Origin of the sequence: Novosphingobium sp. PC22D (genome assembly GCF_002556635.1) — a bacterium.
Taxonomy (GTDB): Bacteria; Pseudomonadota; Alphaproteobacteria; order Sphingomonadales; family Sphingomonadaceae; genus Novosphingobium.
Genome location: NZ_MWMO01000002.1, coordinates 652,486 through 675,679, shown reverse-complemented (window position 1 = coordinate 675,679; position 23,194 = coordinate 652,486). Strand labels below are relative to the sequence as shown.

The following is a 23,194-nucleotide window of genomic DNA, read 5'->3' as shown; positions in this document are numbered from 1 at the left end:
CAGGTTGCTCATGCTCAGTCTCCTTGCGGAGCCTGAATCATATCGCCGCCTGGCAATCAATGGGTCCTGAGCCTAGCCGTATCGCCCGGATTCCCGAAGCCGCGAAGGCGCAGCTGCGGGTCCTGTTCATTGCCAAGCACGTATTCTGGCAAGGCGGGTTGCACCACGAGGACGGCAACCACGCGGCCTATCATTGCGAGATGCGCGAGGCGCTCGAATCGATCGGCCTCGACCGGCTCGAACTGGCGGACAGCTATGACGCGCTCTTCGCCGATCCGGGCTGCGACTTCGTGTTCCCGCTGCTCAATCGCGGCGGCTTCCTCAATTCGGAGATGCTGCTGCCGCTGCTGGCGACCCGCCTCGGCATCCCCTATCTCGGCGCCACGCCGATCCTGCGCGGCCTTTCTGACGACAAGCATCTGGCCAAGCTCGAAGCGCGGTCGCGCGGCGTGCCGACCGCGCCCTGGGCGGTCTATCGCCGCGGCGCGCCGGTTCTGCCCGAAGGGTGCCCCGAGGCCGAACGACTGGTGATCAAGCCCAATGCCTCCTCGGCGAGCTGGGGCGTGCGCGACGCGGGTGACTGGGCCGGCACGCGCCGCGCGGTCGAGGAAATCCACGAGGAAGGTCACGACGCCATCGTCGAGCCATTCCTGGAGGGCAGCGACGTGGAGGTTCCGGTGATCACCTGCGGCGGCATGCCCTCGATCCTGCCGATGATGCTGTTCGAACAGGCCGATCCGGCGCATTTGCGCACGTATTCGGAAAAGCGCGATCTCGTGGCGCGAGAGGACAAGTACCGGCTCGTCCCCTTCGAGGGCGAGCAGGGGGCGGACATCATCGCCGCGCACACGCGGGCGATGGCGGGCGCGTTCTTTCCGTTCGATTATGGCCGGTTTGAATTCCGTTTCGACGAGCGCACCGGCTCGCTGCACTTTCTCGAGGTCAACCTGAACTGCAACCTGTGGTCGCAAAAGGTCTTCGGCCGGTCCGCCGCGCGGCTCGGCTGGACCCATGCCGACCTCATCGAGACCATTCTGTGCGAAAGCCTGCAGCGGCAGGGCGTGATACAGGCGGAGGAATTGCTGGCGGCATGAGTTCGGGGGGCAAGTTTCGCGCGGTCGTGCTGGCAGGGCAACGCAAGGGAGTGATCAACCCCCTGGCGATGCGGTTCGGCACGACCAGCAAATGCCTCATTCCCATCAATGGCCGCCCACTGATCGAATACGTCCTGGCGACGCTGGGGAACCATCCGCTGATCGAGGAGATCGCGGTCTCGATCGACGGCGATTCCGCGCAGGCCGTTGGCGAGGCCGCCGCGCGAGCGGGCGGCAAGGTCAAGGTGCGGCTCGTAGAGGCGCGCGACAACCTGGCCGACAGCGCCATCGCCGGCGCCGAGGGCGCGGCGGGCCCGATCCTCTTCACCACCGGCGACAACGTGCTGCTGGCGCCGTCCTCGATCGACGTCATCGCCAATGCGCTGGCGAGCGCGGAAGTGGTCATCGCCATGGCGCGCAAGGAATCGGTGCTCGCCGCGCATCCCGAGGCGCAGCGGCGCTTCTACGAGTTCTCCGACGGCGCCTATTCGAACTGCAACCTCTATGCAGTGAACGGACAAGGCGCGCTCAAGGCCGCCGAAGTGTTCCGCGAGGGCGGCCAATTCGCGAAAAACCCGGCGCGGATCGCCAATGCCTTCGGCATCGGCAACGTGCTGCTGATGCGCGCGAAGCTCGTTTCGCTCGAGGCGGCGATCAAGCGCGTGGGCAAGCGCATCGGCGTCAAGATCATCCCGGTCATCCTCGCCGACGGCTCGCAGGCGATCGACGTCGACAACGACCGCACGTACGGCGTGACCGAAGAGCTTCTCGCGCGCCGCGGCGCTTAGGCCGCTGGCGGCAATTAAGCGGTTTTGCTTGTTTTCGATCAACGCCGGGTACGCAAATCGGCTATAGGGGAGCCGTCAATTCTCTCGAAGGAGTCCGATCATGAACCTCTCCGAACTCAAGCCGCTCGAAACGCGTTCGGGCATCGAGCTCGATGTCAGGCCCGCTCGCGAGGAAGACGAAGCCGCGCTCGCCGCGTTCTTCGACCGCGTCAGCGACGAGGATCGGCGCTTCCGCTTTTTCGCGGCCGGCGAGCATGTCAGCCACGACCAGCTCGCGCCGCTTGTCCACGCCGACCACTTCCGCTCGGAGAGCTACGTCGTGCTCAATCGCGCGACCGGGGAGATCGTCGCTTCGGGCCTGCTCGCCTGCGACGGCCCGCTCGACACCGCCGAAGTCGCCATCTCGGTCTGCAAGAGCCATCGCGGCAAAGGTATCGGCTGGGCACTGCTCGACCTGCTCGCCGAGGAAGCCCGCACGCGCGGCGTGCGCCGCGTGCTTTCGATCGAGGACCGTGAGAACCACGCGACGATCGAGCTGGAACGCGAAAAGGGATTCGTCGCCGAAGCCTTCGAGGGCGATCCCTCGCTGGTGGTGCTCTCCAAGACGTTCCGGTAGTGGCACGCGGGCGAAGCGCATCCGCGCTTCGCCTGTCGAGCGATCGGGCCCGGGTTTGGCGCCTCAGCGCTTTTCGTACTTGACGAGGCCCGCGCCCAGCCGGTTGGCGCCAAGGTTCACCTTGTCCTGCGACCAGTCGGCGACGAACACGCTGCGTCGGTCGACTCCGGGCGCGAAGCGCGCGTCGTTGTCGTCGATCAGCAGGCCGTTCGAGGTGTTACGGATCGTCTCGGCGCCCACCGCGATGAAGGCCGAGTAGTTTTCCTTGTCCTTGCCCTGGACGAACCAATTGTGCTCGATCTTGCCGACCGATCCCGCGGGCAGGTCGATCATGTAGTTGGTTGCGCGGCCCGCCGAATCGTCGAAGCTGCAGTTGAACACGCCCACGCGCGCCGCCCGGCTCTTGAGGTAGTGGCCGCCGCGTCCGGCTTCGAAACGTGAACGGGTGACCGTCAGCGCGCCGTAGTCGCCGATGTAGATCGAATGCGCACAGCCGCCGCCGCCCTCGCAGGTGCCGAGCCGGGTGAACGTGGACTTGTCGACGGCGATCGTCGCGTTCGGGTCCTCACCCGCGAGAATGCCCTGCTCGCTGTCGCGGAACCAGCTCTGGGTGACCGCGAGATTGCCTTTCTCGAGGCGGATGCCCGCGCCGTTCTTGTCGGGCACGCGCATGTTGGCAAAGACCATGCCCTCGATCCTGGCGCTGTTGCCACGCAGCACCAGCGCCGCCTTGTCCTCGCAGGTGACGCCGTCGAGCACGCTGCGTCCCGGCACCGCCGCGACGTAAGTCACCGAGCCTGCGTTCTGCACCGCGCAATCGGCAAAGCGCATCGGCGCGAAGCGGATCGTGCCGGTTCCGCCGCCGATCGCGTCCACCGCTTCTTGCAGACGAGTGTAGCTGCGGCCCGTCTCGACCCAGGTGTAGGACGCTTGGCCAGGCTGCTGGGCGATGCCGGAGACGTGGAGGCCGGCCGCGAGCGCGGCGGCACCGATGGCGAGGGTGAGAGCGCGTTTCATGGTTTAGGCCTAGCACCGGCCGGTTAACCAACCGCGAATCTCCCAAATCGCTTGAAACCCTTTGCCAAGATGCGCATTATGGGGATGCGGGCCGGGCCCCTCTGGCGCGGCGCTTTCGTTTCCTGGGGAGAAATCCCGCGCGAAACTGGCGCCACGTGATGTCGGACCGCATCGGATGAGACCGATGCGCCGGCGTACGGGTTGCCCTGGAAAACCAAACCGGCCCCGGAACCCCGAGCGCCCGGCTCTTCCGATCGAACCATACGACACCTGTTCGATAGGGAGCTTTACAATGACCGACCGCTTCTTCCGCTTGCTCGAGCGTCTGCAGAGGACCGACGGCCTGCTGCGCCGCATCGAGGCAAGCCGCACCGGCAATCCGCTGCTGGTCGCGCGGCTGCGGCGCCACAAGCAGGCGCTGCGCGCGCGCCTTTCCCGCCTCCAGGCCTATCCCCCGGCGCTTCCGGGCCTTTGAGCGCCGGTGCCTGACTTGGATGCGAGGGTAATCCCATGGAATTCCTGACCGCCGACATGCTCGGCACGCCGGCTTGGTTCTGGCTGGCCTTCGCCGCGATCGTCCTCCTGCTCACGGCGTTCGACCTTGGCGTCCTTCACAAGGAGGACAAGGCGATGGGCATCCGCGAGTCGCTAAGGCTCTCGGTCTTCTACATCGCCATCGCCATGGTCTTCGGCGCGTGGGTCTGGGCCGAGAAGGGCGGGACCGCCGCGAGCGAGTACTACACCGGCTATTTCATCGAGAAGGCGCTCTCGATCGACAACGTCTTCGTCATCTCGATGATCTTCGGCTACTTCGCGATCCAGCCCAAGTACCAGTACCGCGCCCTGCTGTGGGGCATCCTCGCGGTGATCGTGCTGCGCGGCCTGATGATCGCGGGCGGCGCTGCGCTCGTCGCGCAGGCGCATTGGGTGCTCTACATCTTCGCCGCGTTCCTCGTCTTCACCGGGGTGAAGATGCTGTTCACCAGCGACCACGATCCCGACATCGGCAACAATCCCGCGATCCGCTGGATCTCGCGGCACATGCGCGTGACCAAGCAGCATCACGGCCAGCGCTTCCTCGTGAAAGTGCCCGACGAGAAGACCGGCGCGATGGTCTGGGCGGCGACGCCGCTGCTGCTCGCGCTGGTCGTCATCAACCTGGCCGATCTCGTCTTCGCGGTGGACTCGGTGCCGGCGATCTTCGCGATCACGACCGACACCTTCATCGTCTACACGTCGAACATCATGGCGATCCTCGGTTTGCGCGCGCTCTACTTCGCGCTGGCCGCGATGGTGCACCGCTTCGAGTACCTCAAGTATGCGCTGGCGCTGGTGCTGGTGTTCATCGGTGCGAAGATCCTGATCTCGGACTTCGTGCTGCAGACGAAGTTTCCGCCGCTCGTCAGCCTCGCGGTGACGCTGGTGCTGATCGCGGGTGGGGTGGTCTGGTCGTTGTGGAAGACGAGGGGCGAGGGTGTGCAGGGCGGCTCGCCCGGCCCCACCGCTTGAGTCAGGTGCTCGCCTCTGGGAACGCCGTGCGATAGCGTGCCCGCACGTCGTCGAGATCGGGACCGGCGAGCGAGAGGCCGGCCTGCTCGATGAACCGCGCCGCCTCGCGGCGCACCAGCTCGTGGCGCGCCTCGCCCTCGACCGAGCCGGCGGCGGCGCACAGCGAATCGAGCGTCACCAGCGCCGCCAGCCGATTGCTGGCAAGCGCCGACCGCGCCGCGCCGAAGCCGCGTTCGAGGTAATGGGCGAAACCGTCGCGCAGCGGAAAGACGCGGCGCTCCTCGCCCTGCGGTTCCGCCTCGCGATTGACGAGCGAGCGACGGCCCAGCGCGATCGTCGCGGCGCTCAGCCAGTGCACGGCGGTGATCGCGGTGAACGGGTCGTTGATCCCGGGTGAAAGCGCCCGCAGCGCGATCTCGACGAGTTCGTCGATCGGAAATTCGATGTCCTGCTCGGGCGTGCGCGAGGCGCCGACGGCGAAGCAGTCCGCCACCGCGTCGCGCGCCTCGTCGGGCAGATCGCCGGTGTCGGCGCCAGCAAGCGGCTTGCCCGGATAGATGAAGTCGCCGGTGCGCACGCGCAGCCAGAGCCGGATCGAATGCTCCTTCGCGGCCGAGCGCAACCCGTCGAAGTCGATTACGCGGACATAGCCGGTGCGGCGTGCGTCGATATGCGCGCCCACCGAAGGCTCGTGCCCCGCCGGCTCGGCCTCGCCCTCTTCGGGAAAGCGCCGGGGAATCGCATCGATCACGCCGCCGCCGATCTGCTCGATCACGGTGTTGATACGGATGCTGGAGGGGATGTGGTGAAGGAAGTAGACCAGCACCGCGACCGCGACGATCATCAGCCCAAAGGCGACGAGCAGCGACAACTGCGGCACGAAGCCCGGCGCGCTGGTGGCGGTCGCGTCGGCCACGAAGAGCGAGGCCTCGTCCTCCGACCGTACCGCGCGCAGCACCGTGATCGAATAGACGAACGTGCCGATGAAGGTCGCGAGGCTGAGCTGGTTGCCCTTGTCCTCCATGAAGTTCGTCAGGATGCGTGGGCCGTATGTGCCGCTGGCATAGGCGACCGCCGCGATCGTGATCGAGAACACGGTCGAGGCGACGCCGATCATCGAGCCCGCGAGCACCGTCAGCATGTTGCTCGCGCCGTCGGGCCGCGCCGGGCTGATCGCCGACCACGCGCTGAGCGACTGCGCCGCGCCGATCCGGTCGACGTGGACCAGCAGCAACGCGAGCAGCAGCGCGCCGGCCGCGAACAGCGCGGGGTAGAACCAGTAACTCGCGTTGATGTCGAACCACATCGAGCGAAGCCGTGCGATCATTCTGCCCTCCTGCGTGGTGTATAGAGCGTCTGGACCATTGGCGTTCCCCGCGAAAGGACTTTACGCCGGGGGCACAGCCTCTAGGGGGCGGCGATGGCCAGCGCCTCTTCCTCTTCGCTCCACCGGCCCGGGCATGACTGGTCGCCGCGCCATCTGGTCGCGCTGCTGACCGCCAATTTCGCGCTCGCGCTCGGGCCGTGGCTGGTCCGGCTCGCCGATACCGGGCCGGTCGCCGCGGGCTTCTGGCGGCTGACGCTCGCCTTGCCGGTGCTGTTCGCGCTGGCCATGCGCGAACCGGCCGGCCAGCGCCGCATCTCGGGCGGCACCTTGCTGCTGATCGCGGGCGCGGGCGTGTTCTTCGGACTCGACATCTCGAGCTGGCACATTGGCATCGAGACGACAAAGCTCGGCAATGCCTCGCTGTTCGGCAACGCGGGCAGCGTCATCCTGATGGCCTGGGGGTTGATCGCCGCGCGTCGCGCGCCGCGCCTGCTCGAACTCGCCGCGATCATTTCGGCGCTTGCCGGAGCGGCGCTGCTGATGGGCGGCTCGCTCGAGATCAGCCACGCGAACTTCGTGGGCGACCTGTTCTGCCTGCTCGCGGGCCTGTTCTACGCGTTCTACATTCTCATGCTGCGCCCGGCGCGGGCCCGGCTCGCCCCGTTTTCGGTGCTCGGCGCCTCGACGCTGGCGAGCGCGCCGGTCATGCTGGGGATCGCGGTGCTGCTGGGCGAACGGCTCGTGCCGCATGACTGGACGCCGCTGCTCGCGCTCGCGGTTTCGAGCCAGGTGATCGGGCAGGGGCTGCTGGTCTATTCACTGCGCCACTTCCCGCCGCTGGTGATCGGCCTCGCGCTGCTGACCCAGCCGGCGATTTCCTCCACCATCGGCTGGCTCGCTTTCGGCGAGACGCTCAGCGCGGGCGACGTGCTCGGCATGATCCTGCTCGCCGGCGCGCTGGTTCTCGCGCGCGCGGGGGACAGGGGCTAGTCGGCGCCCAGTTCCTTGTTCAGATAGGCGTGGAGCAGCGCGGCGCGCACCGCGTCCTCGGCGTGGTCGGCGCCAACCGAGTGTCCGCCCTCACGGTATTCGTGGTAGTAGAACGGCTGCCCGTACTCCGCGAGCCGCGCGGCCATCTTGCGCGCGTGGCCGGGATGGACGCGGTCATCCTCGGTCGAGAGGTAGAAGAACGGCGCGGGGTAGTCGGTGCCCGGCTTCAGCGCCTGATAGGGCGAGTACTTCGAGATGAAGGCCCAGTCGTCCGGCACGTCGGGGTTGCCGTATTCGGCCATCCACGAGGCGCCCGCGAGCAGGTGCGAATAGCGCTTCATGTCGAGCAGCGGCGAGCCGATGATCGCCGCGCCGAACAGATCGGGCCGCTGCGTCATGGCCACGCCCGCGAGCAGTCCCCCGTTCGAGCGGCCGGAGACCGCGATCTTGCCTTTCGCGGTCATGCCACGCGCGATCAGGTCCTCGGCGACGGCATAGAGATCGTCGTAGGCGTTCTGCCGCTTTTCGCGCAGCGCCGCCTCGTGCCAGGCCGGGCCGTATTCGTCGCCGCCGCGAATGTTGGCGAGCACGAACGCGTTGCCCTCCTCGGCCCAGTACAGCGCAAGGGGGCCGGCGCGGTAGGGCTGCGTCGTGAGATAGGTCGGCGTCTGCGCCGCGCGGAAGCCGCCATAGGCGTGCATCAAGAGCGGCACCGGCCCCTTCAGCCCCTTCCTGGTGACGAGGAAATAGGGAACCTTGGTGCCGTCCTTCGAGGTCGCGAAGTGTTGCGCGACGGCGAACTGCGCGGCGTCGAACTTGGCGGGTAGCGACTGCACCGCGTCCGCCTCGCCGTCCGCCGAAACCGCGTAGAGCGTGGGCGGCGAGAGGAACGATTCGGCGGTGACGAAAGCCAGGTCCTGTTCGTCCGCGTGGGCGGCGAATTCGAGCGTGGCGTTTTCGGGCAGCGCCGCCGGCCTTTGCGTCCACGACCCGTCGCCAGCGGGGGTGAGGACAACCAGCTTGCCCGCGACATCGTCGAGCAGCTTGATCCAGATCGCGTTGTCGGTGGTCGTGACTTCGGTGACCGACTGCCGGCCGCTCGGGGTGAAGACCACGCGCGGTCCGTTCGAACGGCTCGCCAGCATGTCCTCGATGTCCCACGAAACCACCGAGCCCGCCGGAATCTCGCCCAGCGGCTCGTTGAGATAGCCGAGCATGCGGCCCGCGATCAGGCCCTTGATGCTCGCGGTCTCGGGCACCGGCGTGCGCACCAGCACTCCCGGCGCCTGCTGGATGAAGAGCTGCGAGTTGTAGAACGAGGTGCCGCGCGAAACGAACACGCGGCGAGTGTCACCGTCCATCAGGGCAAAGCTGGAAACCGAGATGTCTTCGGGCTTCCCTTCTTTCACCAGCGTCGCTTCCGAAAGCGGCGTGCCGCGTCGCCAGCGCTTGACGGTCATCGCGTAGCCGCTCGTCGTCATCGAGCCTTCGCCCCAGTCGGTGCCGATGAGCAGCGTGTCGGCGTCTTCCCAGGTGACATCGGTCTTGGCGAGCGGGACCTCGAAGCCGTTCGGGACGAAAGCACCGGCCCGGCGGTCCCATTCGCGCACCACGTCGGCGTCGGTGCCGCCCGGGCTCAGCGAGACGAGGCAGCGACGGTATTCGGGTGCGAGGCAGTCGGCGCCATGCCAGACCCACGACTTGCCCTCCTGCTTGCCGAGCGCATCGACGTCGATCAGCACCTTCCACTCGGGTTCGCCGGACAGAAACGACGCGAGGCTCGCCTCGCGCCAGAGGCCGCGCGGATGCGCGGCGTCGCGCCACAGGTTGGTGACGACGTCGCCCATGACTTGCGCGGGCTCGGCGATCTGCGCGGGATCGTCCATGATCGCCTTGGCGCGCTTGCGGTCGGCCTCGAAGGCGGGCGATTGCGTGAGCGCGTCCATCGTCGCCGCGTTCCAGGCTTCGACCTGTTCGAGCGCTTTTTCGCCGTGGATGTCCTCGAGCCAGACGTACGGGTCTTCGGGCGTGGCGGCGATGAGCAGCGGCGCGGCCGCGACGGCGGCGGCGAGCAGGGACTTGCGGGCTGGGGACATGGCAGGGGTTCCAGACATCTCGGGTTCTTTTGTGTCCCGGTTCTATAACGACGTTTCGGGCATGGCCAGCCTTGCGCTCTTGCCGTCATCGGCGCATCGCGTGCGGCGATGGCCCGGCTGATCCTTTTCAACAAGCCCTTCGAGGTGCTCTCGCAGTTCACCGACGCGAAGTCGCCGACGCCGCGGGCGACGCTTTCGGACTACATCGACGTGCCCGGCGTCTATCCGGCGGGACGGCTCGACCGCGACAGCGAGGGACTGCTGCTCCTGACCGACGACGGCCGCTTGCAGGCCCGCATCGCCGACCCGCGCTTCAAGCTCGACAAGCGCTATCTCGTGCAGGTCGAGGGTGAGCCCGACGAAGCGGTGCTCGAAGCGTTGCGGCGCGGCGTGATGCTCAAGGATGGCAAGACCCTGCCGGCCAAGGCCGAGCGGATCGAAGCGCCCGACCTGTGGCCGCGCGACCCGCCGGTGCGCTTTCGCAAGACGGTGCCCGATTGCTGGCTGGCGGTGACGCTGCGCGAGGGAAGGAACCGCCAGGTCCGCCGCATGACCGCCGCGGTCGGCCACCCGACTCTGCGCATCGTGCGCTGGTCGGTGGGCGAATGGGCGGTCGAGGGTTTGACCCCGGGCGAGTGGCGCGAGGGAAAGGTCTGAGCATCCAATCGTCGTCACGGCTCGCGCCGGGATGACGGAGGCGGACGGAAAGCCGCCGGTCCGCGGAAGACGCGCGTTGCGTCCAAGCGCAGATGCCCCCGGTTGTCTCCCCGCCCGGCCCTAGGGCCGGAAGGTCAGCCGCAGCCAGACTTCGCGACCGTTGTCATAGGAGCACCAGATCTCGTCGCTGCCCGCCGGGCCCTTGGTCGGACCACCGCGAATGCCGCCGGGGAAGAAGATCGCGCCGGCATTGTTCGAGTTGAAGCACAGCCCGCTGGTGAACTGGTTGGTGAGGTTGTTGCCGATCAGCGAGACTTCCCATTTGTCGTCGGCGCCCGCCAGGCGGACGTTGGCATTGAGCTTGAAGAACTCGCCCTGATAGAAATCCTCGCGCCGCCCGAGGTTGGTGAGATAGCGCGACGAATACTGGCCGCTGGTGCCAAGGCCCAGCTTGACCCTGTCGCTGACCGGCAGTTCGTAGTCGATGCCGAAGGTCGCCTGCCATTCGGGTGCGCGGCTGAGCGGCGTGCCGGTGAGGTCTTGCGCGGCGTACTGGAACGGCGCGCCGGTTTCGGGGTCGGTGAAGTAATTGCCCGATGCGAGCGCGATCGCGTCGTTGGCGCCGTCCGAGCCGTTGGGATCGAGGAAGCGCGGCGTGAGGTTGCAGCCCTCGTCGAAGGTCTGCCCGCCCGCGCAGGGCGCGCCCACGAAGCTGGTGAACTTGGCCTTGTTCCAGTTGATCGCGGCGGTGAAGCGCAGTCCGTCGACGGCGTCGGGGGCGTAGCTCATGTCGAAGTCCACGCCGTAGACGCGCGCGGTGCCCGCGTTCTCGGTGCTGAGGACCGGCAGCCCGTTGGAATCGGCGGGCTGGTTCACGCCCACCTGCAAGCCGTTGTACTTGTAATAGTAGCCGGCGAGGTTGAGGTTGACCTGCCGGTTCGCAAGCCGCGTCTTGAGGCCGATCTCGCCGCCGCGCACGCGCTCGTCGCCGTAGGAGTTGTCCTCGCCCGGCGCGATCGGCTGGACGATGTTGTACGAGCCCGACTTGTAGCCCTGCTTGAGCGAGCCGAACAGCGTCAGGTCGTCGGTCGGGGTGAAGGTCAGCGTCAGTTCGGGTGACCAGTTCTTCGAGGACAGGTCGGGCGCGGTCGGGATGACCGTGCCCACGCCCGGATAGGTCGTGGTCATGTCGATCGAGCGGCGCTCGTCGGTGTAGCGGACCCCCGCCGAGACTTCGAGCTGCGGGACGATGTCGTAGAGAACCTGACCGAACCCGGAGATCGATTCGATGTCCATGTCGAACGTTCCGCTCACCAGCCGGCTGGGGAAGCCGAGGAAGGTGTTGCCGGGCAGGGCCGCGCGATCGAACACGTCACCCTTCTGGTAGAAGCCGCCGAGCAGGAAATTGAACGGCCCGGCATAGTCCGAACTCAGCCGCAGTTCCTCGGTGAAGTCCTTGCGGTGGTAGAACTTGGAGGCCGCGAAGGGCGAATAGGTGCCGAACAGCGAGCCTGCGGTCAGCGTGCGGCTCTTGATGTCGTAGTAGCCGGTCACCGATGTCAGCGCGAGTTGGGACGAAAGGTCGTAGTTGAGCTCGAGCGTTCCGAAGGCCTGCTTCAAGCGCGTGAACGGCTTGCCCTTGTTGGGCAGCCCGCCGTAGGCGACCGGGTTGAGGTAGATCGCGGCGGTGTCGCGATCGGGCTTGCAGTCCTCTCCGGGGGCGGAGGTGGAGGGCAGCGCGAGGCCGATGCTCGGCAGATAGTTCTCGGTGCCTTCGGGGCACGCCTTGTACTGGAACGGGCCGCCGCCCTCGGTGTATTCGTTGGCGTAGTTGAGCTTGAAGCGCGCCGAGAACGGGCCGCCGACGGGCTTGTAGAGCAGGGTTCCGCGCAAGTAGACGCCGTCGCCGTTGCCGAGCCGGTCGCGCGGCTGCTGCGCGCCCAGCGCCTGGATCGCGGCGGCGTTGTTCTTGAAATAGCCCTGCGTCGTCGAATAGGCGCCGGCCACCCGGAAGCCGAGCGTATCGGTCAGCGGGGTCGAGAACACTGCCTCGCCGCGCATCGTCTGGGCGTAGGCCTCGTAACTGAGCGTGGTGCGCAATTCGGTCTCGGGTCCGGGATCGGCGGTGCGGATCGAGATCACGCCGCCGGGCGAGTTCTTGCCGAAGAACAGCGCCTGCGGGCCCTTGAGAACCTCGACCTGGGCCATGTCGAAGAGGCCGATCGAATAGGCCGTGCCCTGCGTGAACTGCATGCCATCGATGTTGAGCGAGACCGACTGATCGATGCCCGGATCGAGCGAGGTCGTGCCGATGCCGCGGATCGAGACTTGCGCGCCGTTCTCGAGCACCGACTGGCCGAGCACGAAGCCCGGGGTCAGCCGCGTCACGTCGTCGAGATCGACGACTTGCGCCTGCTCGAGCGCGCTCTGGGTCAGGACATTGGCGACGACCGGGACCTTGAGGATCGATTCCTCGCGCTTGCGGGCGGTGACGATGATCTCCTCGCGCCCCGCGCCGGCGGCTTCATCGCCGGCCGCCTGCGCGATGGCCGGCGTGGTGCTCGCCAGTGCGCCCAGCGCCGCTCCGGCCCAAAGGATATGCCTCCTGCGCATTCGTTCCCCCTCCTCGTCCGGTCCGCGCGGGACCGTTGTTTTTCCGGTTATTGCGAAGAACCTACGCGTCCGGGCCCGGCTTTGCCGTCGCTAAGCGTGGACTGGGCCGAGCGTTCGTTCCAAATTGTCCGCGGCCGGTACGGTTCCAGCCCCGAAACGCGCGGTTTTGGGGGCGCGTCCGCCCGGCGCGCGCGCTCGGAAAATTGGAACAGATCGCCCCTCGCGTGTCAGGCTTTTTGCCCGGCGGGCGCGGATCGCGCGGTAGACACGGCGCTCCACGCGGCGAGACGTGCCGCAGGTCACCGGCGCCGCAAAGGAGAAGGGCCATGCCGCGAACGGCCACGACAAAGGCGCCGTCCGTCCGTTGCCGCGACGTGACGGCGCGGGAGGTTTGCCACTACATCGAACAGGGCTGGGCTTTCCTGCCGCGATTGCTTTGCGCCGAGGCGGTGGGCGCGTTGCGCGCCATGGCCTGCGCCCGCATGGGCGAGGACGGGCAGGGCAATGCCGTCGCGCCGATCGACCAGCCCTTTTTCAACCCGGAGGCGACCGAGGGGCCCGACCATCCGCTGCTCGGGCCGATCATTCGCGCGATCGGCGCGAGCGCGCGGCGCCTGCAGGATCGCCGTCCGGGGGTGGGCGTGCGCTATTTCGGCGACGTCTTCGCCGCCAAGCTGCCGACGGCCCGCGAGACGCGCCACCCCGGGGCGGGCGCGACTTACTGCCATCAGGACTTCACCAACTGGGCGGTCGACCGCTCGGGCGGGATGACGTTCTGGATCGCGCTGGAGGACCTGGCGCCCGAATCGGGCACCATGGCGTTCCACTCGGGATCGCACCGGCTCGGCGCGCTTGGCCACTACGACGCTTACGAGGAGGGACGCGACCTGCTCGACGACTATCCCGAGCTGGCCGAGCGCTGCCCGGCGCAAGGGCCCTTCGCCTATCGCGCCGGGGATGCGACGGTGCATTCGGTGATGATGGCGCACAGCGCCGGCGCGAACCTCACCGACCGTCCGCGCTGGGCCTGGCTGGTCATGACCAATCCGGCCGACGTGCGCTGGACCGGCGCGCCGCCGCAGGCTTACGACACCAGCGCGATGCGCCACCTCCAGCGGCTTGACGACGAGACGCGCTTTCCGCTGATCGGCTGAGCCGCCCGGTGCGCGCGGCGGTCGTTACTCCGGCGATCCGCCCTGGGCGCGGCCACGGTAGCTGAGCCGCCATTCGGGCGGGAACTGGCTGTCGTTGTCACGCACCGCGGCGGCCAGGCCCTTCTCGAAGGTCTCGCCGTTCACCGCGATCGCGCCTTCGTCTTCCTTGACCAGCGGCAGCATGCCCTCGAGCCAGCCGGACAGGATCGAGCCCATGTATTCGCCCTGCTGCTGCTTGAAGACCTCGAAGAAGGTTTTTTGCATCACGATCGTGTCCGCCGGGCGGTTCTTCGCGCAGGCGAGCGCGTATTTCATCGTCTCGGCCTCGAGCGCGTCGCGCGGGACGACCGCGTTGACGAAGTGGCACTCCTTCATCTCCTGCGCGGTGAAGGGGCGGCCGGTGAAGACCATCTCCTGGAACTTGCGCAGCCCCATGGTCAGCGCCCACTGCCACATGCGCGCGGCCCAGCCGACGTAGCGGAAGGCCGAATGACCGAACAACGCATCGTCCGAGGCGATGACGATGTCGGCATCGGCGGCCTGGTAGAAGTGCCAGCCGTAGCAGTATCCCTTGGCCTCGATGATCGAGATTTTCTTGAAGTCCTGCAGGCTTCGGAGGCCGAAGCGGGCGTCGGCGTAGAGATTGGTGACGTTGGCGATGTAACGGTAGGAATCGCGCGGCGGGTATTTGACGTCCTCGCTTTCCTCGATGCGGAACTCGTGGAGCGGCGAATAGTCTTCGTCCTCGTTGAACATGCCCGCCATCTCGGGAAGGTCGGCGCCGCTGCCGAAGTGCTCGCCGACGCCGCGCACGATCAGCACCTTGACGTCATCATCGACATTGGCGCGCAGCACGAGGTCGGCGTAGCGCTGGCGCGCGGCGACCGTCGGCGCGTTGAGAAAGCCCGGACGGTTGAGCGTGATCGTGGCGATCTTGGTCGCGGGGTCCTTTTCGTAGAGGACGATCTCCTCGGCCGAAGGGCGCGGCGCGGTGTCGCTCATCAGGCTATCTCCATTGCATTCCGGCGCAGCGGACTAGCCGCCGGGGCGCGGCGGCGAAACGCGAAAGCGTGGAACAGCCGCCCCGCCGTTCCAGTTTGGCTCACGTGTATTCGCGAATCTTGTTGAAGTCCTGGAAGTCGGGCTCGAGCTGGATGCCGAAACTTTTGCACAGCATCGCCATAGTGATGTAGCAACCGGCGAGGAAGACGACTTCCATGCGCTGTTCGTCCGAATAGCGCTCGCCCAGCGCCGCCCAGGTCTCGTCGGAGATGACCTGGTCCTCGCGCAGTTCGTCGGTGGCGCGGATCAGGACCCTGTCGAAATCGGTCAGGCAATCGCCGGTGCCGGTCTGGAAAGCCTCGATCTCCTCTTCGGAGAGCCCGGCCTTCTGCGAGATCGCGATGTGGTGCGTGCGCTCGTAGGTGTCGCCGCTCATCCACAGCATGCGCATCACGATCACCTGGCGGTCGCGCGGCGGCAGCACGGTCTTGGCGATCACTTCCTCGATCCAGCGCACGAACCACTGGTAGTTGCGCGGGCTGTTGACGATCACGCGCGAGAAGACGAGGTGCTTCCACTCGCCCACGAGCGCGGCCTGCTCGGGCGTCATCGCGTCGATCTCGACGGGGGGAATTCGCATCTTTTCGGTCATTGCACGGCTCCCGGTATCATGGCCGGGAACAGTGTTCCGCGCGCGCCGCGATTGCATCCGGCCCGCGCGGCGAAGGTTGGAGCGAATGGAGGCCATGTCCCAAGGATTGGGCGTGAGACAGGTAGCCGCGTTGCCGGCCCCTCCTGCCACCATCGCTCGGCCTGGGCTTGTCGACGCCTCCGGTGGAGCGGCGCTAGAACTCCGCTTCAACCTGGGCCCGGGCGGCCATGATCGCGCCGATCTGGCTATAGGGATCGCCCGCCGTGAGGCCACCGTCGATCGCCATGATCTGCGCGGTCACTTGCGGCGAGCGCGCACCCGCGAAGTAGAGCACGCCTTCGGCGATGTCGCGCGGCGTGGCCTGGCGCTTGAGCGGCTGGAATCGCATCCGCGCCTCGCCGACCGCCTCGCGCAGCCGCCGGGTCTTTTCGTCGTCGTCGCCGATCGCGAACGTGCCCATGTCGGTGGGTACGTTGCCGGGGCAGATCGCGTTGACCCGGATGTTGGCCTCGGCAAGCTCCAGCGCGGCGCACTTGGTGAAGCCAACCACCGCGGTTTTCGAGGCGCGGTAGATCGGCAGGCCCCAGCCCGCACGGGTGCCGCCGATCGAGGAGATGTTGACGATCGAGCCGCCGCCGCGCGCGGCCATCGCCCTTCCGGCGAACTGCGTGCCGAGCATGGTGCCCAGCACGTTGACTCGCATCACCTTGTCGAAATCGCCGAAATCGGCATCGAGCAGGCTGCCGTAGGAATTGTCGCTGAGCCCGGCGTTGTTGACCATGGCGTCGAGACCGCCGAACTCGCTGAGCGCGAAGTCGACCAGCGCCTCCACCTGCGCCTTGTCCGAGATGTCGGTGCGGCAAAAGCGCGCCGCCGCGCCCAGCGCGCCGGCCGCCGCGCGGCCTTCGTCCGCGAGCACGTCGGCGATGACGACATGGCCGCCTTCCGCCACCAGCAGCTCCGCGATCGCCCGGCCGAGCCCGCGCGAGGCCCCGGTCACGATCGCCACCCTGCCTTCGAATTCCGCCATCGTTCTCTCCCCTCGGTCCGGCCCGGCGATCTATCGCCACAGGCCTGTCTATGACCGAATCCGAACTTTGGAAGGGGGAGGCGCTTGTTCTAACCTTGGACCGTGCGGGATTGCGCCCGCCGACATTCGCAATGGTAAGGGGAGTCAAGGAACGGACATGCAAAAACGCAAACTCGGCGACGGCCTGGAAGTCTCGATGGTGGGGCTCGGCTGCATGAGCATCAGTGGCGCCTATGGTCCCCGCCTCCCGCAAAACGAGGCGGACGCCTTGCTGCGCGCGGCATTCGAGCACGGCATCACCTTCTTCGACACCGCCGAGATCTATGGCCCCTATCTCAGCGAGGAGATGCTCGGGCACGCGCTCGCGCCGATCCGCGACGAGGTGGTGATCGCCACCAAGTTCGGCTTCGATCTCGGGGCGCGGTGGGAACCGGGCAAGTCCTCGCAGGCCTTCAACAGCAAGCCCGAGCATATCCGCGAGGTCTGCGAGGCGCAGCTCAAACGCCTGCGCACCGATCGGATCGATCTGCTCTATCAGCACCGCGTCGATCCCGATGTGCCGGTCGAGGATGTCGCCGGGACCGTGGGCGAGCTGATCCGTGAGGGCAAGGTGAAGCATTTCGGCATGTCCGAGGCACCCGCCGAACTTATCCGGCGCGCGCATGCGGTGACGCCGCTCGCCGCCTCGCAGAACGAGTATTCGCTCTGGACCCGCGATATCGAGGCCGAGCTGCTGCCGACGCTGCGCGAACTGGGTATCGGGCTGGTGCCGTTCAGTCCGCTCGGCCGCGGCTTCCTGACGGGCGACATTGCGCCGGACTCGGTGCCCGACGAGGACTGGCGCTCGAAGATGCCGCGCTTCACCGGCGATGCGGCGCAGACCAATTACCGGCTCGTCAAGGCGCTCTCTTCGCTCGCGGAGGTCAAGGGTTGCACCACCGGGCAGCTCGCGCTCGCCTGGGTTCTGGCGCAGGGTGACGACATCGTCCCCATTCCCGGCACGCGCAGGATCGAGCGCATCGCGGAGAACGCCGCCGCCGCCGAGATCGTCCTTTCGGCCAACGACCTCGCGGCGATCGAGGACGCCTTCCCGGCGGCTGAAGTGGCCGGCGCGCGGTACGGATGAGCGCGGCGATGACCCTCGCGCGCGAGCCTGCGGCGATCCTCGCCGAACTCGATGCGCGCGCACGGCGGATCGAAACGCCGTGCGGCGAAGGAAGCATGGTCTGGCGCGTCTGGGGCGAGGGCGAACCGCTCGTGCTCGGCCATGGCGCGCAGGGTTCGTGGCAGCACTGGGTGCGTAACATCGACGCCTATGTCGCCGCCGGGCGGATGGTGATCGCGCTCGACCTGCCGGGCCACGGCGATTCCGCCATGCCCGCGCGGAGCGATCACGCGGGCGTCGCCGGGCCGATGGCGCACGGCTTGCGTGAGATCCTGGGCGCGCGGCTGCCGGTCGACATTTGCGGCTTCTCGCTCAGCGGCACCGCCTTCGCCTACATGGCCGCGTTCCATCCGGGCGTGGCGCGCCGGCTGGTGCTGGTCGGCTGCGGCGGGCTCGACACGCCGCACGGGGCCATCGACCTGGGCCGTGTCAGCGGCCTGACCGGAGAGGCGCGCAGGGCGCGGCTCAAGGCCAATCTCAATGGGCTGATGCTGCACGATCCCGATAGCGCCGACGATCTCGCCATCGCCATGCTGCTGCCCAACGCCAAGGCGGCACGGCTGGATATCTCGGGCTTCGTCCTGCCCGACAAGCTGCTCCGGATTCTGCCCGAGGTCGCGGCGCCGGTCGATGCGATCTGGGGCGAGTTCGACAGGCCGCACCCCGATCCGGCGATGCAGGAAGCCGCGTTGCGTTCGGTGAGGCCGCAAGCCGGTTTCCGCGTCGTCGAGGGCGCGGGGCACTGGGCGATGTACGAGCGGCCCGCGGCATTCGACGCCGCGCTGCTCGGCATCCTGGCGACGCCGCCGACAGGCTGAGGGGAGGGGAGAGCGATGCGAAAGGACAAGAAATGGTGACCTTCACCAATGCCCGCGTCTTCGACGGAACCGCGCTGCTGCCCGGTACGCGCACCGTCGCGATCGACGGAGACCGCATCGCCTCGGTCAGCGAGGAGCCGGGCGGGGCCGACGCGATCGATCTTTCGGGCATGACGCTGATGCCCGGGCTCATCACCTGTCACTTCCACCCCGACTTCTACAAGTTCACGCTGGCGATGGGCATGGCGGGCGAGCCCCTGGGCAAGGAACTACCTCCCGGCGTGCTCATGGCGATCGCCATCCGCAATGCCGGCGTGCTGCTCGAAAGCGGGTTCACCGGCTATGTCGGCGCGGCGTGCAGCAACGACATCGACGCCTCGCTCAAGATGGCGATCGAGCAGGGCATCATGACCGGCCCGCGCATTCGCGCCTGCAGCCAGCACATCGGCACCACCGGCGACGTCAACGATTCGAAGGCCTGGTGGCGCCGCTTCGACAGTCCCGGAACCGACGTCTTCGTCGACGGCCCAGACGCGATGCGCAGCACCGTGCGCGAGTTCGTGCGGCGCGGGGCCGAGACGATCAAGATCTTCACCACCTCGGGCCATGCCGGGCTGCCCTGGCCGGTCGAACGCACGATGGAGCGCGACGAGATCGAGGCGGTGGTCACCGCCGCGCACGGTCGCGGCGCGATGGTGCGCGCCCATGTCGCGACCCGCGCGATGATCCGTGAATGCGTCGAGATCGGCGTCGATATCATCGATCACGGCGACGGCATCGACGAGGAGATCATCGTGCTGATGGCCGAGCGCGGCACGTTCTGGGTGCCCAGCATGGTCTACCCCTCGTGCATGATCGGGCTCGGCTGGGCGGGCCCCGAGGAAGCGGCCGCGCAGGAGAATGTCGCGAAAATGCTGCCCATCGCGCAGGCGGCGGGCGTGCGCATCCTCACCGGCGATGATTATTCCGGCGTGTTCCGCGAGGTGATCGAGGACGATCCGCTCGACCACAAGGTCGGCGACTATGGCCGCGAGTTCGCTTTCTATCAGGAGCGCACCGGGCTTCCCGCCGAAGTGCTGCTCTCGTGGGGCACGAAGAACGCCGCGCAGGCGCTGACCGGCGGGCGCGACACGCTCGGCGTGATCGAGCCGGGCGCGCTTGCCGATATCGCGATCTTCGAGGGCGATCCGCTCGCCGATCTGTCGATCCTCTCGCGCCCGGCCGAAACGCTGCGCGCGGTGATGCGCGACGGGGCGCTCGTGATCGACCGGCTCGACAGACCATCGCAACATATGAGGGAGGCCGCCGAATGATCCCCGCGGATCGCAACAAGCAATACATGCAGCTCTGCTGGGTCGTGCCCGATCTCGAGGCGTCGATCGCGAAGTGGGTCGCGCAGAGCGGGGCGGGGCCGTTCTTCACGTTCGAGGACGTTCATTTCGAGGGCGGGCGCTATCGTGGCGCGCCGTCGGACATCGCGCCGCACCGCGCCGCGATCGGCCAGCACGGCGACATGCAGATCGAGCTGATCCAGCCCACGCAAGACGTGCCCGGGATATGGTCCGAGGTCGTGCCGCACGGCGGCTTCGGCTTCCACCACACCGCGCTCTATTGCGAGGACTACGAGGCGGAAAAGCGGGCGCTGCTGGCGAATGGCGCGGAGCTGGCTTTCGAGGGCCTGATGATGGGCGCCACGACCGGCTACCTCGATACGGTGGCGACGCTCGGCTTCATGACCGAGCTTATCACCGCCAACCCGGTCGCGGAGCAGGTGTTCGGCGCATTTCGCACGGCGGCCGAGGGCTGGGACGGGTCCGATCCGATCCGGACGCTCGGGTGAGGCGCGCGCGATGACCGATCACTCGCTTCCCGAGGGCTTCGCCGATCTCGAACGCTTCGTGCCCGAATGGGTCCAGCCCGACGCGGAACACCGGCTCGCCAAGCGGCTCTCCACCGACATGGACGCGATAAAGGCATTCTACGGCGCGATGCTCGCGCGCGGCGAGGCTGCGCTTGCCTGGCTGCGCGGCCATGAACTCGGCACGCTGCCGCCCGAGGGCGAGAACCTCCTGCGGCTGATGCTGATGCTCGCCGAAGTCGCGCCCGCGGTCGAATGGTACAACGACCAGCGCGTCTACGACGGATTCCCGGTCGAGCGGCTGCGCTACATCCACCAGATTTCCGACACCGCCGCGCAAGTCTGAGCGAAGGAGAGGCGCGATGAACGAGATGGCCAAGCCGCCGGTTCCCGGCATCGGCATCACCGCCAAGTACCCCGAGATCGGCACCGGGCCCTGCGATACGGCGATCTACCACGAACCCGAAATCTACGAGAAGGAGATGGCCGCCATCTTCCGCCGCTCGTGGTACATGATCGGCCGCGTCGAGCAGATCCCGAAGTCGGGCGATTTCTTCACCTACTACCTCCCGACCTTCCGGCTCGAAGTGCTCGTGTGCCGCGATCGCCACGGCGAGGTGAACGCCTTCCACAACGTGTGCACCCATCGCGGCAATGTCGTCGAACACCGCCGCGAAGGGCATTCGAGCGGCCTGTTCGTGTGCCGCTTCCACGGCTGGTCGTTCGATCTCGAGGGCAACCTCGCCAAGATCCGCGACGAGGAAGGTTTCTTCGGCGTCGACAAGGCGTGCAACGGATTGAAGCCGATCCCGATGGGCATCTGGGAAGGCTTCATCTGGGTCTGCCCCGAGGACGAGCCGTACCAGAGCCTGGAGGACTTCCTCGGCGACCAGGGGCGCGACACCGCCGGCTATCCCTGGGGCGCGTGCAGCCAGTTCTACCAGACCGAAGCCGAGGTGAATTGCAACTGGAAGCTGGTGAACGACAGCCCGGCGGAGGTCTATCACATCCCCGTGCTGCACCCGAAGTCCGCGGCGCCGACGATGATGGCCTCGGGCAACGTCATGGGCCGGCTGCTCGATACCCGGGTTCGCGGCAATCACCGCACCAACTCGCACTATTCGGTGCTCGGCGAGCCCAAGCCGGTGCAGAAGCTCGCCTATTTCCACGCCGCCGCCGCGCAGAACGTGGTCCAGGAGCAGCTCGACTACGAGATGCCCGTCGGCATCAACCCGACGCGCTCGCCGTTCTGGACCGTCGACCTCATCATGTTCTTCCCGACGATCGCGTTCACGCTCTCGGCGGGCATGTACACCGCGCACCAGGTCTGGCCGCTGGGGCCAAACAAGAGCATCTACCAGCAGCGCGTCTTCGTGCGGCCCGCGCGGACCGCGGCCGAGCGGTTCGGGCAGGAAAACACGATGGTCGAATTCCGCGACATCGTGATGGAGGACTTCTCCACGCTCGAACGCATCCAGCGCGCGCTCGACAGCGGGCAGATCAAGCAGTTCCATTACCACGACCACGAAATGGCGCTGCGTCACCAGCACCACGTCGTGACCCGCATCCTCGCAGACTACGACCGCGAGCAGGCCGCCGCCTGATCGCACGGGAGACAACGACCATGGCCACCAACGCAGACATCGCCACCGCCAGTCCTTGCCGTGAAATCACGCCCGGGGAAGCGGCGCATTACCAGGAGAAGGGTTGGGTGCTGCTCAAGCAGTTCATCAAGCCCGAAACGATCGCCGACCTGCTCGCCAAGGCGAAGGGGATCATGGGCGAGGACGGCGACAGCAATCCGCCCTACGGCATTGACCAGCCCTATTTCAACGCGATGCTGGCGAGCGGGCACGACGATCCCAAGGTGCGCCCGATGCTCAACGGGATCGGTGCGGCGGCAAAGCGGCTGATGGCGCGCAAGGCCGACGTGCCGGTGCGCCTGTTCAACGATTTCTTCGCGCCCAAGCTGCCCGCGAACAAGCAGACACGCAACCAGGGCAACGGCCCCACCAGCTTTCACCAGGACTACATCACCTTCGCGGTGGACCGCACCGGCGGCATGACCTTCTGGATTCCGCTCGAGAGCTACGGGCCGCAGGCCGGAACGATGTCGTTCATCGAGGGCTCGCACAAGCTGGGCGTGCTGGGCAACTACACAAGCTACGACGGCAAGGACATCCGCGAGGTCTGGCCCGAGCTCGAGGACCTGCCGATGAGCGAGCAGGTGACTTACGAACTGGGCGACGTGACCGCGCATTCGCACCTTACGGTGCATGGCGCGGGCGCGAACCTGCTCGACCGCCCGCGCTGGGCCTATCTCGTGCTGCCGCAGCCCGCCGACGCACGCTGGAACGGGGCGCCGCCCGAAGCCTTCGATCCCGCCGCGCACGGCATGACGCCCTACGGAACGTTCCCCGATGAGGCGTTCCCGATCATCGCGGACTGACGGCGCAGCCCCAGGCCCCGCTCGCACTTGCGCCGGGCAGGGCCGGGCGGGGCGATCAGCCCTGGCGGGTGCCGGTGAGCTTCATCGTGCCGAACATGCCGGCCTTGATCTCGCCGTCGAGGCTGTCACCCTCGATCGTCGCCCGGCAGTCGAGGTCGATCGGCATCGGCATGGTCATCTTCATCTGCCACTTGAGCGTATTGCCCTCGATCGTGCCGTCCTTGACGTCCATTGAGCCCATCGGCCCGCTGATCGCGCCGGTGAAGCCGTTCTCGCCTTCGGGAACGACGGTGAAGGTGCCTTGCTGGTCGCCCATCGGCGTCTTGGTGGTGCAGGCGTAGGTTCCGGCGACGGTCATC

The 23,194-nt window shown here is 67.3% G+C and carries 23 protein-coding genes; 15 read left to right on the top strand and 8 right to left on the bottom strand.

Features of this window, described 5'->3' with window-relative positions:
• Nucleotides 1–59 precede the first annotated feature (59 nt).
• The 3 genes from B2G71_RS06645 to B2G71_RS06635 all read left to right on the top strand — a co-directional run bounded on the left by B2G71_RS06645 (nt 60) and on the right by B2G71_RS06635 (nt 2,498).
• The gene (locus tag B2G71_RS06645) at nt 60–1,094 is read left to right on the top strand and encodes a phosphoribosylglycinamide synthetase (protein WP_098104923.1); all 1,035 of its coding nucleotides are present in this window, start codon (nt 60–62) and stop codon (nt 1,092–1,094) included.
• Nucleotides 1,091–1,882 carry an NTP transferase domain-containing protein gene (locus B2G71_RS06640; RefSeq protein WP_098104922.1) on the top strand — a complete coding sequence of 264 codons (792 nt, stop codon included), beginning with the start codon at nt 1,091–1,093 and terminating at the stop codon, nt 1,880–1,882. The genes B2G71_RS06645 and B2G71_RS06640 overlap by 4 nt, the downstream gene beginning before the upstream one ends.
• Nucleotides 1,883–1,982: 100 nt before the next feature.
• Nucleotides 1,983–2,498 carry a GNAT family N-acetyltransferase gene (locus B2G71_RS06635; protein WP_098104921.1) on the top strand — a complete coding sequence of 172 codons (516 nt, stop codon included), beginning with the start codon at nt 1,983–1,985 and terminating at the stop codon, nt 2,496–2,498.
• A gap of 63 nt (nt 2,499–2,561) precedes the next feature.
• Here B2G71_RS06635 and B2G71_RS06630 read toward each other — a convergent pair whose 3' ends face one another.
• Complete coding sequence (locus B2G71_RS06630; RefSeq protein ID WP_098104920.1) at nt 2,562–3,515, bottom strand: hypothetical protein; 954 nt, start codon at nt 3,513–3,515, stop codon at nt 2,562–2,564.
• 292 nt (nt 3,516–3,807) lie between these two features.
• On the opposite strand from B2G71_RS06630, the gene B2G71_RS06625 reads away from it, so the two are divergent.
• Nucleotides 3,808–3,990, top strand: coding sequence for a DUF465 domain-containing protein (locus B2G71_RS06625; protein WP_098104919.1), 183 nt, complete (start codon nt 3,808–3,810; stop codon nt 3,988–3,990).
• Nucleotides 3,991–4,025: 35 nt separating this feature from the next.
• Nucleotides 4,026–5,024: a TerC family protein gene (locus tag B2G71_RS06620; RefSeq protein ID WP_098104918.1), complete on the top strand. Its 999-nt coding sequence runs from the start codon at nt 4,026–4,028 to the stop codon at nt 5,022–5,024.
• A gap of 1 nt (nt 5,025) precedes the next feature.
• Here the strand turns inward: B2G71_RS06620 and B2G71_RS06615 are convergent, their stop codons facing one another.
• A complete protein-coding gene (locus B2G71_RS06615; RefSeq protein WP_098104917.1) occupies nt 5,026–6,351 on the bottom strand; it encodes a DUF2254 domain-containing protein in 1,326 nt (441 codons plus the stop codon).
• A gap of 93 nt (nt 6,352–6,444) precedes the next feature.
• Here B2G71_RS06615 and B2G71_RS06610 point away from each other — a divergent pair, with 93 nt between their 5' ends.
• On the top strand, nt 6,445–7,341 hold the full coding sequence (locus B2G71_RS06610) for a DMT family transporter (RefSeq protein WP_098104916.1): 897 nt from the start codon (nt 6,445–6,447) through the stop codon (nt 7,339–7,341).
• On the opposite strand, the gene B2G71_RS06605 is transcribed toward B2G71_RS06610, so the two are convergent.
• The gene (locus B2G71_RS06605) at nt 7,338–9,455 is read right to left on the bottom strand and encodes a prolyl oligopeptidase family serine peptidase (protein ID WP_240530027.1); all 2,118 of its coding nucleotides are present in this window, start codon (nt 9,453–9,455) and stop codon (nt 7,338–7,340) included. The two genes, B2G71_RS06610 and B2G71_RS06605, sit on opposite strands and share 4 nt — an antisense overlap.
• A gap of 90 nt (nt 9,456–9,545) precedes the next feature.
• Between B2G71_RS06605 and B2G71_RS06600 the strand changes: the two genes are divergently transcribed.
• A complete protein-coding gene (locus tag B2G71_RS06600; protein WP_098104914.1) occupies nt 9,546–10,094 on the top strand; it encodes a pseudouridine synthase in 549 nt (182 codons plus the stop codon).
• 120 nt (nt 10,095–10,214) lie between these two features.
• Here B2G71_RS06600 and B2G71_RS06595 read toward each other — a convergent pair whose 3' ends face one another.
• Nucleotides 10,215–12,707, bottom strand: coding sequence for a TonB-dependent receptor (locus B2G71_RS06595; protein WP_098104913.1), 2,493 nt, complete (start codon nt 12,705–12,707; stop codon nt 10,215–10,217).
• Nucleotides 12,708–13,033: 326 nt separating this feature from the next.
• On the opposite strand from B2G71_RS06595, the gene B2G71_RS06590 reads away from it, so the two are divergent.
• Nucleotides 13,034–13,861: a phytanoyl-CoA dioxygenase family protein gene (locus B2G71_RS06590; RefSeq protein ID WP_098104912.1), complete on the top strand. Its 828-nt coding sequence runs from the start codon at nt 13,034–13,036 to the stop codon at nt 13,859–13,861.
• Between the two features lie 24 nt (nt 13,862–13,885).
• On the opposite strand, the gene B2G71_RS06585 is transcribed toward B2G71_RS06590, so the two are convergent.
• From B2G71_RS06585 to B2G71_RS06575, 3 genes are all read right to left on the bottom strand, one after another.
• Nucleotides 13,886–14,863 (bottom strand): enoyl-CoA hydratase/isomerase family protein, encoded by a 978-nt coding sequence (locus B2G71_RS06585; RefSeq protein WP_098104911.1) that lies wholly within the window; start codon nt 14,861–14,863, stop codon nt 13,886–13,888.
• Between the two features lie 100 nt (nt 14,864–14,963).
• Nucleotides 14,964–15,515 carry a carboxymuconolactone decarboxylase family protein gene (locus B2G71_RS06580; protein ID WP_168176286.1) on the bottom strand — a complete coding sequence of 184 codons (552 nt, stop codon included), beginning with the start codon at nt 15,513–15,515 and terminating at the stop codon, nt 14,964–14,966.
• A gap of 193 nt (nt 15,516–15,708) precedes the next feature.
• Nucleotides 15,709–16,545 (bottom strand): glucose 1-dehydrogenase, encoded by an 837-nt coding sequence (locus B2G71_RS06575; protein ID WP_098104909.1) that lies wholly within the window; start codon nt 16,543–16,545, stop codon nt 15,709–15,711.
• A 157-nt stretch (nt 16,546–16,702) separates the two neighbouring features.
• Between B2G71_RS06575 and B2G71_RS06570 the strand changes: the two genes are divergently transcribed.
• From B2G71_RS06570 to B2G71_RS06540, 7 genes are read left to right on the top strand one after another with little or no spacing between them, the layout of a single operon-like run.
• Complete coding sequence (locus tag B2G71_RS06570) at nt 16,703–17,671, top strand: aldo/keto reductase (protein ID WP_098104908.1); 969 nt, start codon at nt 16,703–16,705, stop codon at nt 17,669–17,671.
• A gap of 8 nt (nt 17,672–17,679) precedes the next feature.
• Complete coding sequence (locus B2G71_RS06565) at nt 17,680–18,528, top strand: alpha/beta fold hydrolase (RefSeq protein WP_240530026.1); 849 nt, start codon at nt 17,680–17,682, stop codon at nt 18,526–18,528.
• 32 nt (nt 18,529–18,560) lie between these two features.
• Nucleotides 18,561–19,841 (top strand): amidohydrolase family protein, encoded by a 1,281-nt coding sequence (locus B2G71_RS06560; RefSeq protein ID WP_098104906.1) that lies wholly within the window; start codon nt 18,561–18,563, stop codon nt 19,839–19,841.
• Nucleotides 19,838–20,368, top strand: a complete 531-nt coding sequence (locus tag B2G71_RS06555; protein ID WP_098104905.1) for a VOC family protein — start codon at nt 19,838–19,840, stop codon at nt 20,366–20,368. Before B2G71_RS06560 ends, B2G71_RS06555 begins: the two co-directional genes overlap by 4 nt.
• A gap of 10 nt (nt 20,369–20,378) precedes the next feature.
• Nucleotides 20,379–20,732 (top strand): hypothetical protein, encoded by a 354-nt coding sequence (locus tag B2G71_RS06550; RefSeq protein WP_098104904.1) that lies wholly within the window; start codon nt 20,379–20,381, stop codon nt 20,730–20,732.
• Nucleotides 20,733–20,748: 16 nt separating this feature from the next.
• Nucleotides 20,749–21,990: an SRPBCC family protein gene (locus tag B2G71_RS06545; protein ID WP_098104903.1), complete on the top strand. Its 1,242-nt coding sequence runs from the start codon at nt 20,749–20,751 to the stop codon at nt 21,988–21,990.
• A 20-nt stretch (nt 21,991–22,010) separates the two neighbouring features.
• Nucleotides 22,011–22,835, top strand: coding sequence for a phytanoyl-CoA dioxygenase family protein (locus B2G71_RS06540; RefSeq protein ID WP_098104902.1), 825 nt, complete (start codon nt 22,011–22,013; stop codon nt 22,833–22,835).
• 55 nt (nt 22,836–22,890) lie between these two features.
• Here B2G71_RS06540 and B2G71_RS06535 read toward each other — a convergent pair whose 3' ends face one another.
• A complete protein-coding gene (locus B2G71_RS06535; protein WP_098104901.1) occupies nt 22,891–23,193 on the bottom strand; it encodes a hypothetical protein in 303 nt (100 codons plus the stop codon).
• Nucleotide 23,194 lies beyond the last annotated feature (1 nt).

Bases quoted from the DNA above. Each gene is read 5' to 3' on its own strand.
- B2G71_RS06645 (WP_098104923.1), top strand. From the start codon at position 60: ATGGGTCCTGAGCCTAGCCGTATCGCCCGGATTCCCGAAGCCGCGAAG.
- B2G71_RS06640 (WP_098104922.1), top strand. From the start codon at position 1,091: ATGAGTTCGGGGGGCAAGTTTCGCGCGGTCGTGCTGGCAGGGCAACGC.
- B2G71_RS06635 (WP_098104921.1), top strand. From the start codon at position 1,983: ATGAACCTCTCCGAACTCAAGCCGCTCGAAACGCGTTCGGGCATCGAG.
- B2G71_RS06630 (WP_098104920.1), bottom strand. From the start codon at position 3,515: ATGAAACGCGCTCTCACCCTCGCCATCGGTGCCGCCGCGCTCGCGGCC.
- B2G71_RS06625 (WP_098104919.1), top strand. From the start codon at position 3,808: ATGACCGACCGCTTCTTCCGCTTGCTCGAGCGTCTGCAGAGGACCGAC.
- B2G71_RS06620 (WP_098104918.1), top strand. From the start codon at position 4,026: ATGGAATTCCTGACCGCCGACATGCTCGGCACGCCGGCTTGGTTCTGG.
- B2G71_RS06615 (WP_098104917.1), bottom strand. From the start codon at position 6,351: ATGATCGCACGGCTTCGCTCGATGTGGTTCGACATCAACGCGAGTTAC.
- B2G71_RS06610 (WP_098104916.1), top strand. From the start codon at position 6,445: ATGGCCAGCGCCTCTTCCTCTTCGCTCCACCGGCCCGGGCATGACTGG.
- B2G71_RS06605 (WP_240530027.1), bottom strand. From the start codon at position 9,455: ATGTCTGGAACCCCTGCCATGTCCCCAGCCCGCAAGTCCCTGCTCGCC.
- B2G71_RS06600 (WP_098104914.1), top strand. From the start codon at position 9,546: ATGGCCCGGCTGATCCTTTTCAACAAGCCCTTCGAGGTGCTCTCGCAG.
- B2G71_RS06595 (WP_098104913.1), bottom strand. From the start codon at position 12,707: ATGCGCAGGAGGCATATCCTTTGGGCCGGAGCGGCGCTGGGCGCACTG.
- B2G71_RS06590 (WP_098104912.1), top strand. From the start codon at position 13,034: ATGCCGCGAACGGCCACGACAAAGGCGCCGTCCGTCCGTTGCCGCGAC.
- B2G71_RS06585 (WP_098104911.1), bottom strand. From the start codon at position 14,863: ATGAGCGACACCGCGCCGCGCCCTTCGGCCGAGGAGATCGTCCTCTAC.
- B2G71_RS06580 (WP_168176286.1), bottom strand. From the start codon at position 15,515: ATGACCGAAAAGATGCGAATTCCCCCCGTCGAGATCGACGCGATGACG.
- B2G71_RS06575 (WP_098104909.1), bottom strand. From the start codon at position 16,545: ATGGCGGAATTCGAAGGCAGGGTGGCGATCGTGACCGGGGCCTCGCGC.
- B2G71_RS06570 (WP_098104908.1), top strand. From the start codon at position 16,703: ATGCAAAAACGCAAACTCGGCGACGGCCTGGAAGTCTCGATGGTGGGG.
- B2G71_RS06565 (WP_240530026.1), top strand. From the start codon at position 17,680: ATGACCCTCGCGCGCGAGCCTGCGGCGATCCTCGCCGAACTCGATGCG.
- B2G71_RS06560 (WP_098104906.1), top strand. From the start codon at position 18,561: ATGGTGACCTTCACCAATGCCCGCGTCTTCGACGGAACCGCGCTGCTG.
- B2G71_RS06555 (WP_098104905.1), top strand. From the start codon at position 19,838: ATGATCCCCGCGGATCGCAACAAGCAATACATGCAGCTCTGCTGGGTC.
- B2G71_RS06550 (WP_098104904.1), top strand. From the start codon at position 20,379: ATGACCGATCACTCGCTTCCCGAGGGCTTCGCCGATCTCGAACGCTTC.
- B2G71_RS06545 (WP_098104903.1), top strand. From the start codon at position 20,749: ATGAACGAGATGGCCAAGCCGCCGGTTCCCGGCATCGGCATCACCGCC.
- B2G71_RS06540 (WP_098104902.1), top strand. From the start codon at position 22,011: ATGGCCACCAACGCAGACATCGCCACCGCCAGTCCTTGCCGTGAAATC.
- B2G71_RS06535 (WP_098104901.1), bottom strand. From the start codon at position 23,193: ATGACCGTCGCCGGAACCTACGCCTGCACCACCAAGACGCCGATGGGC.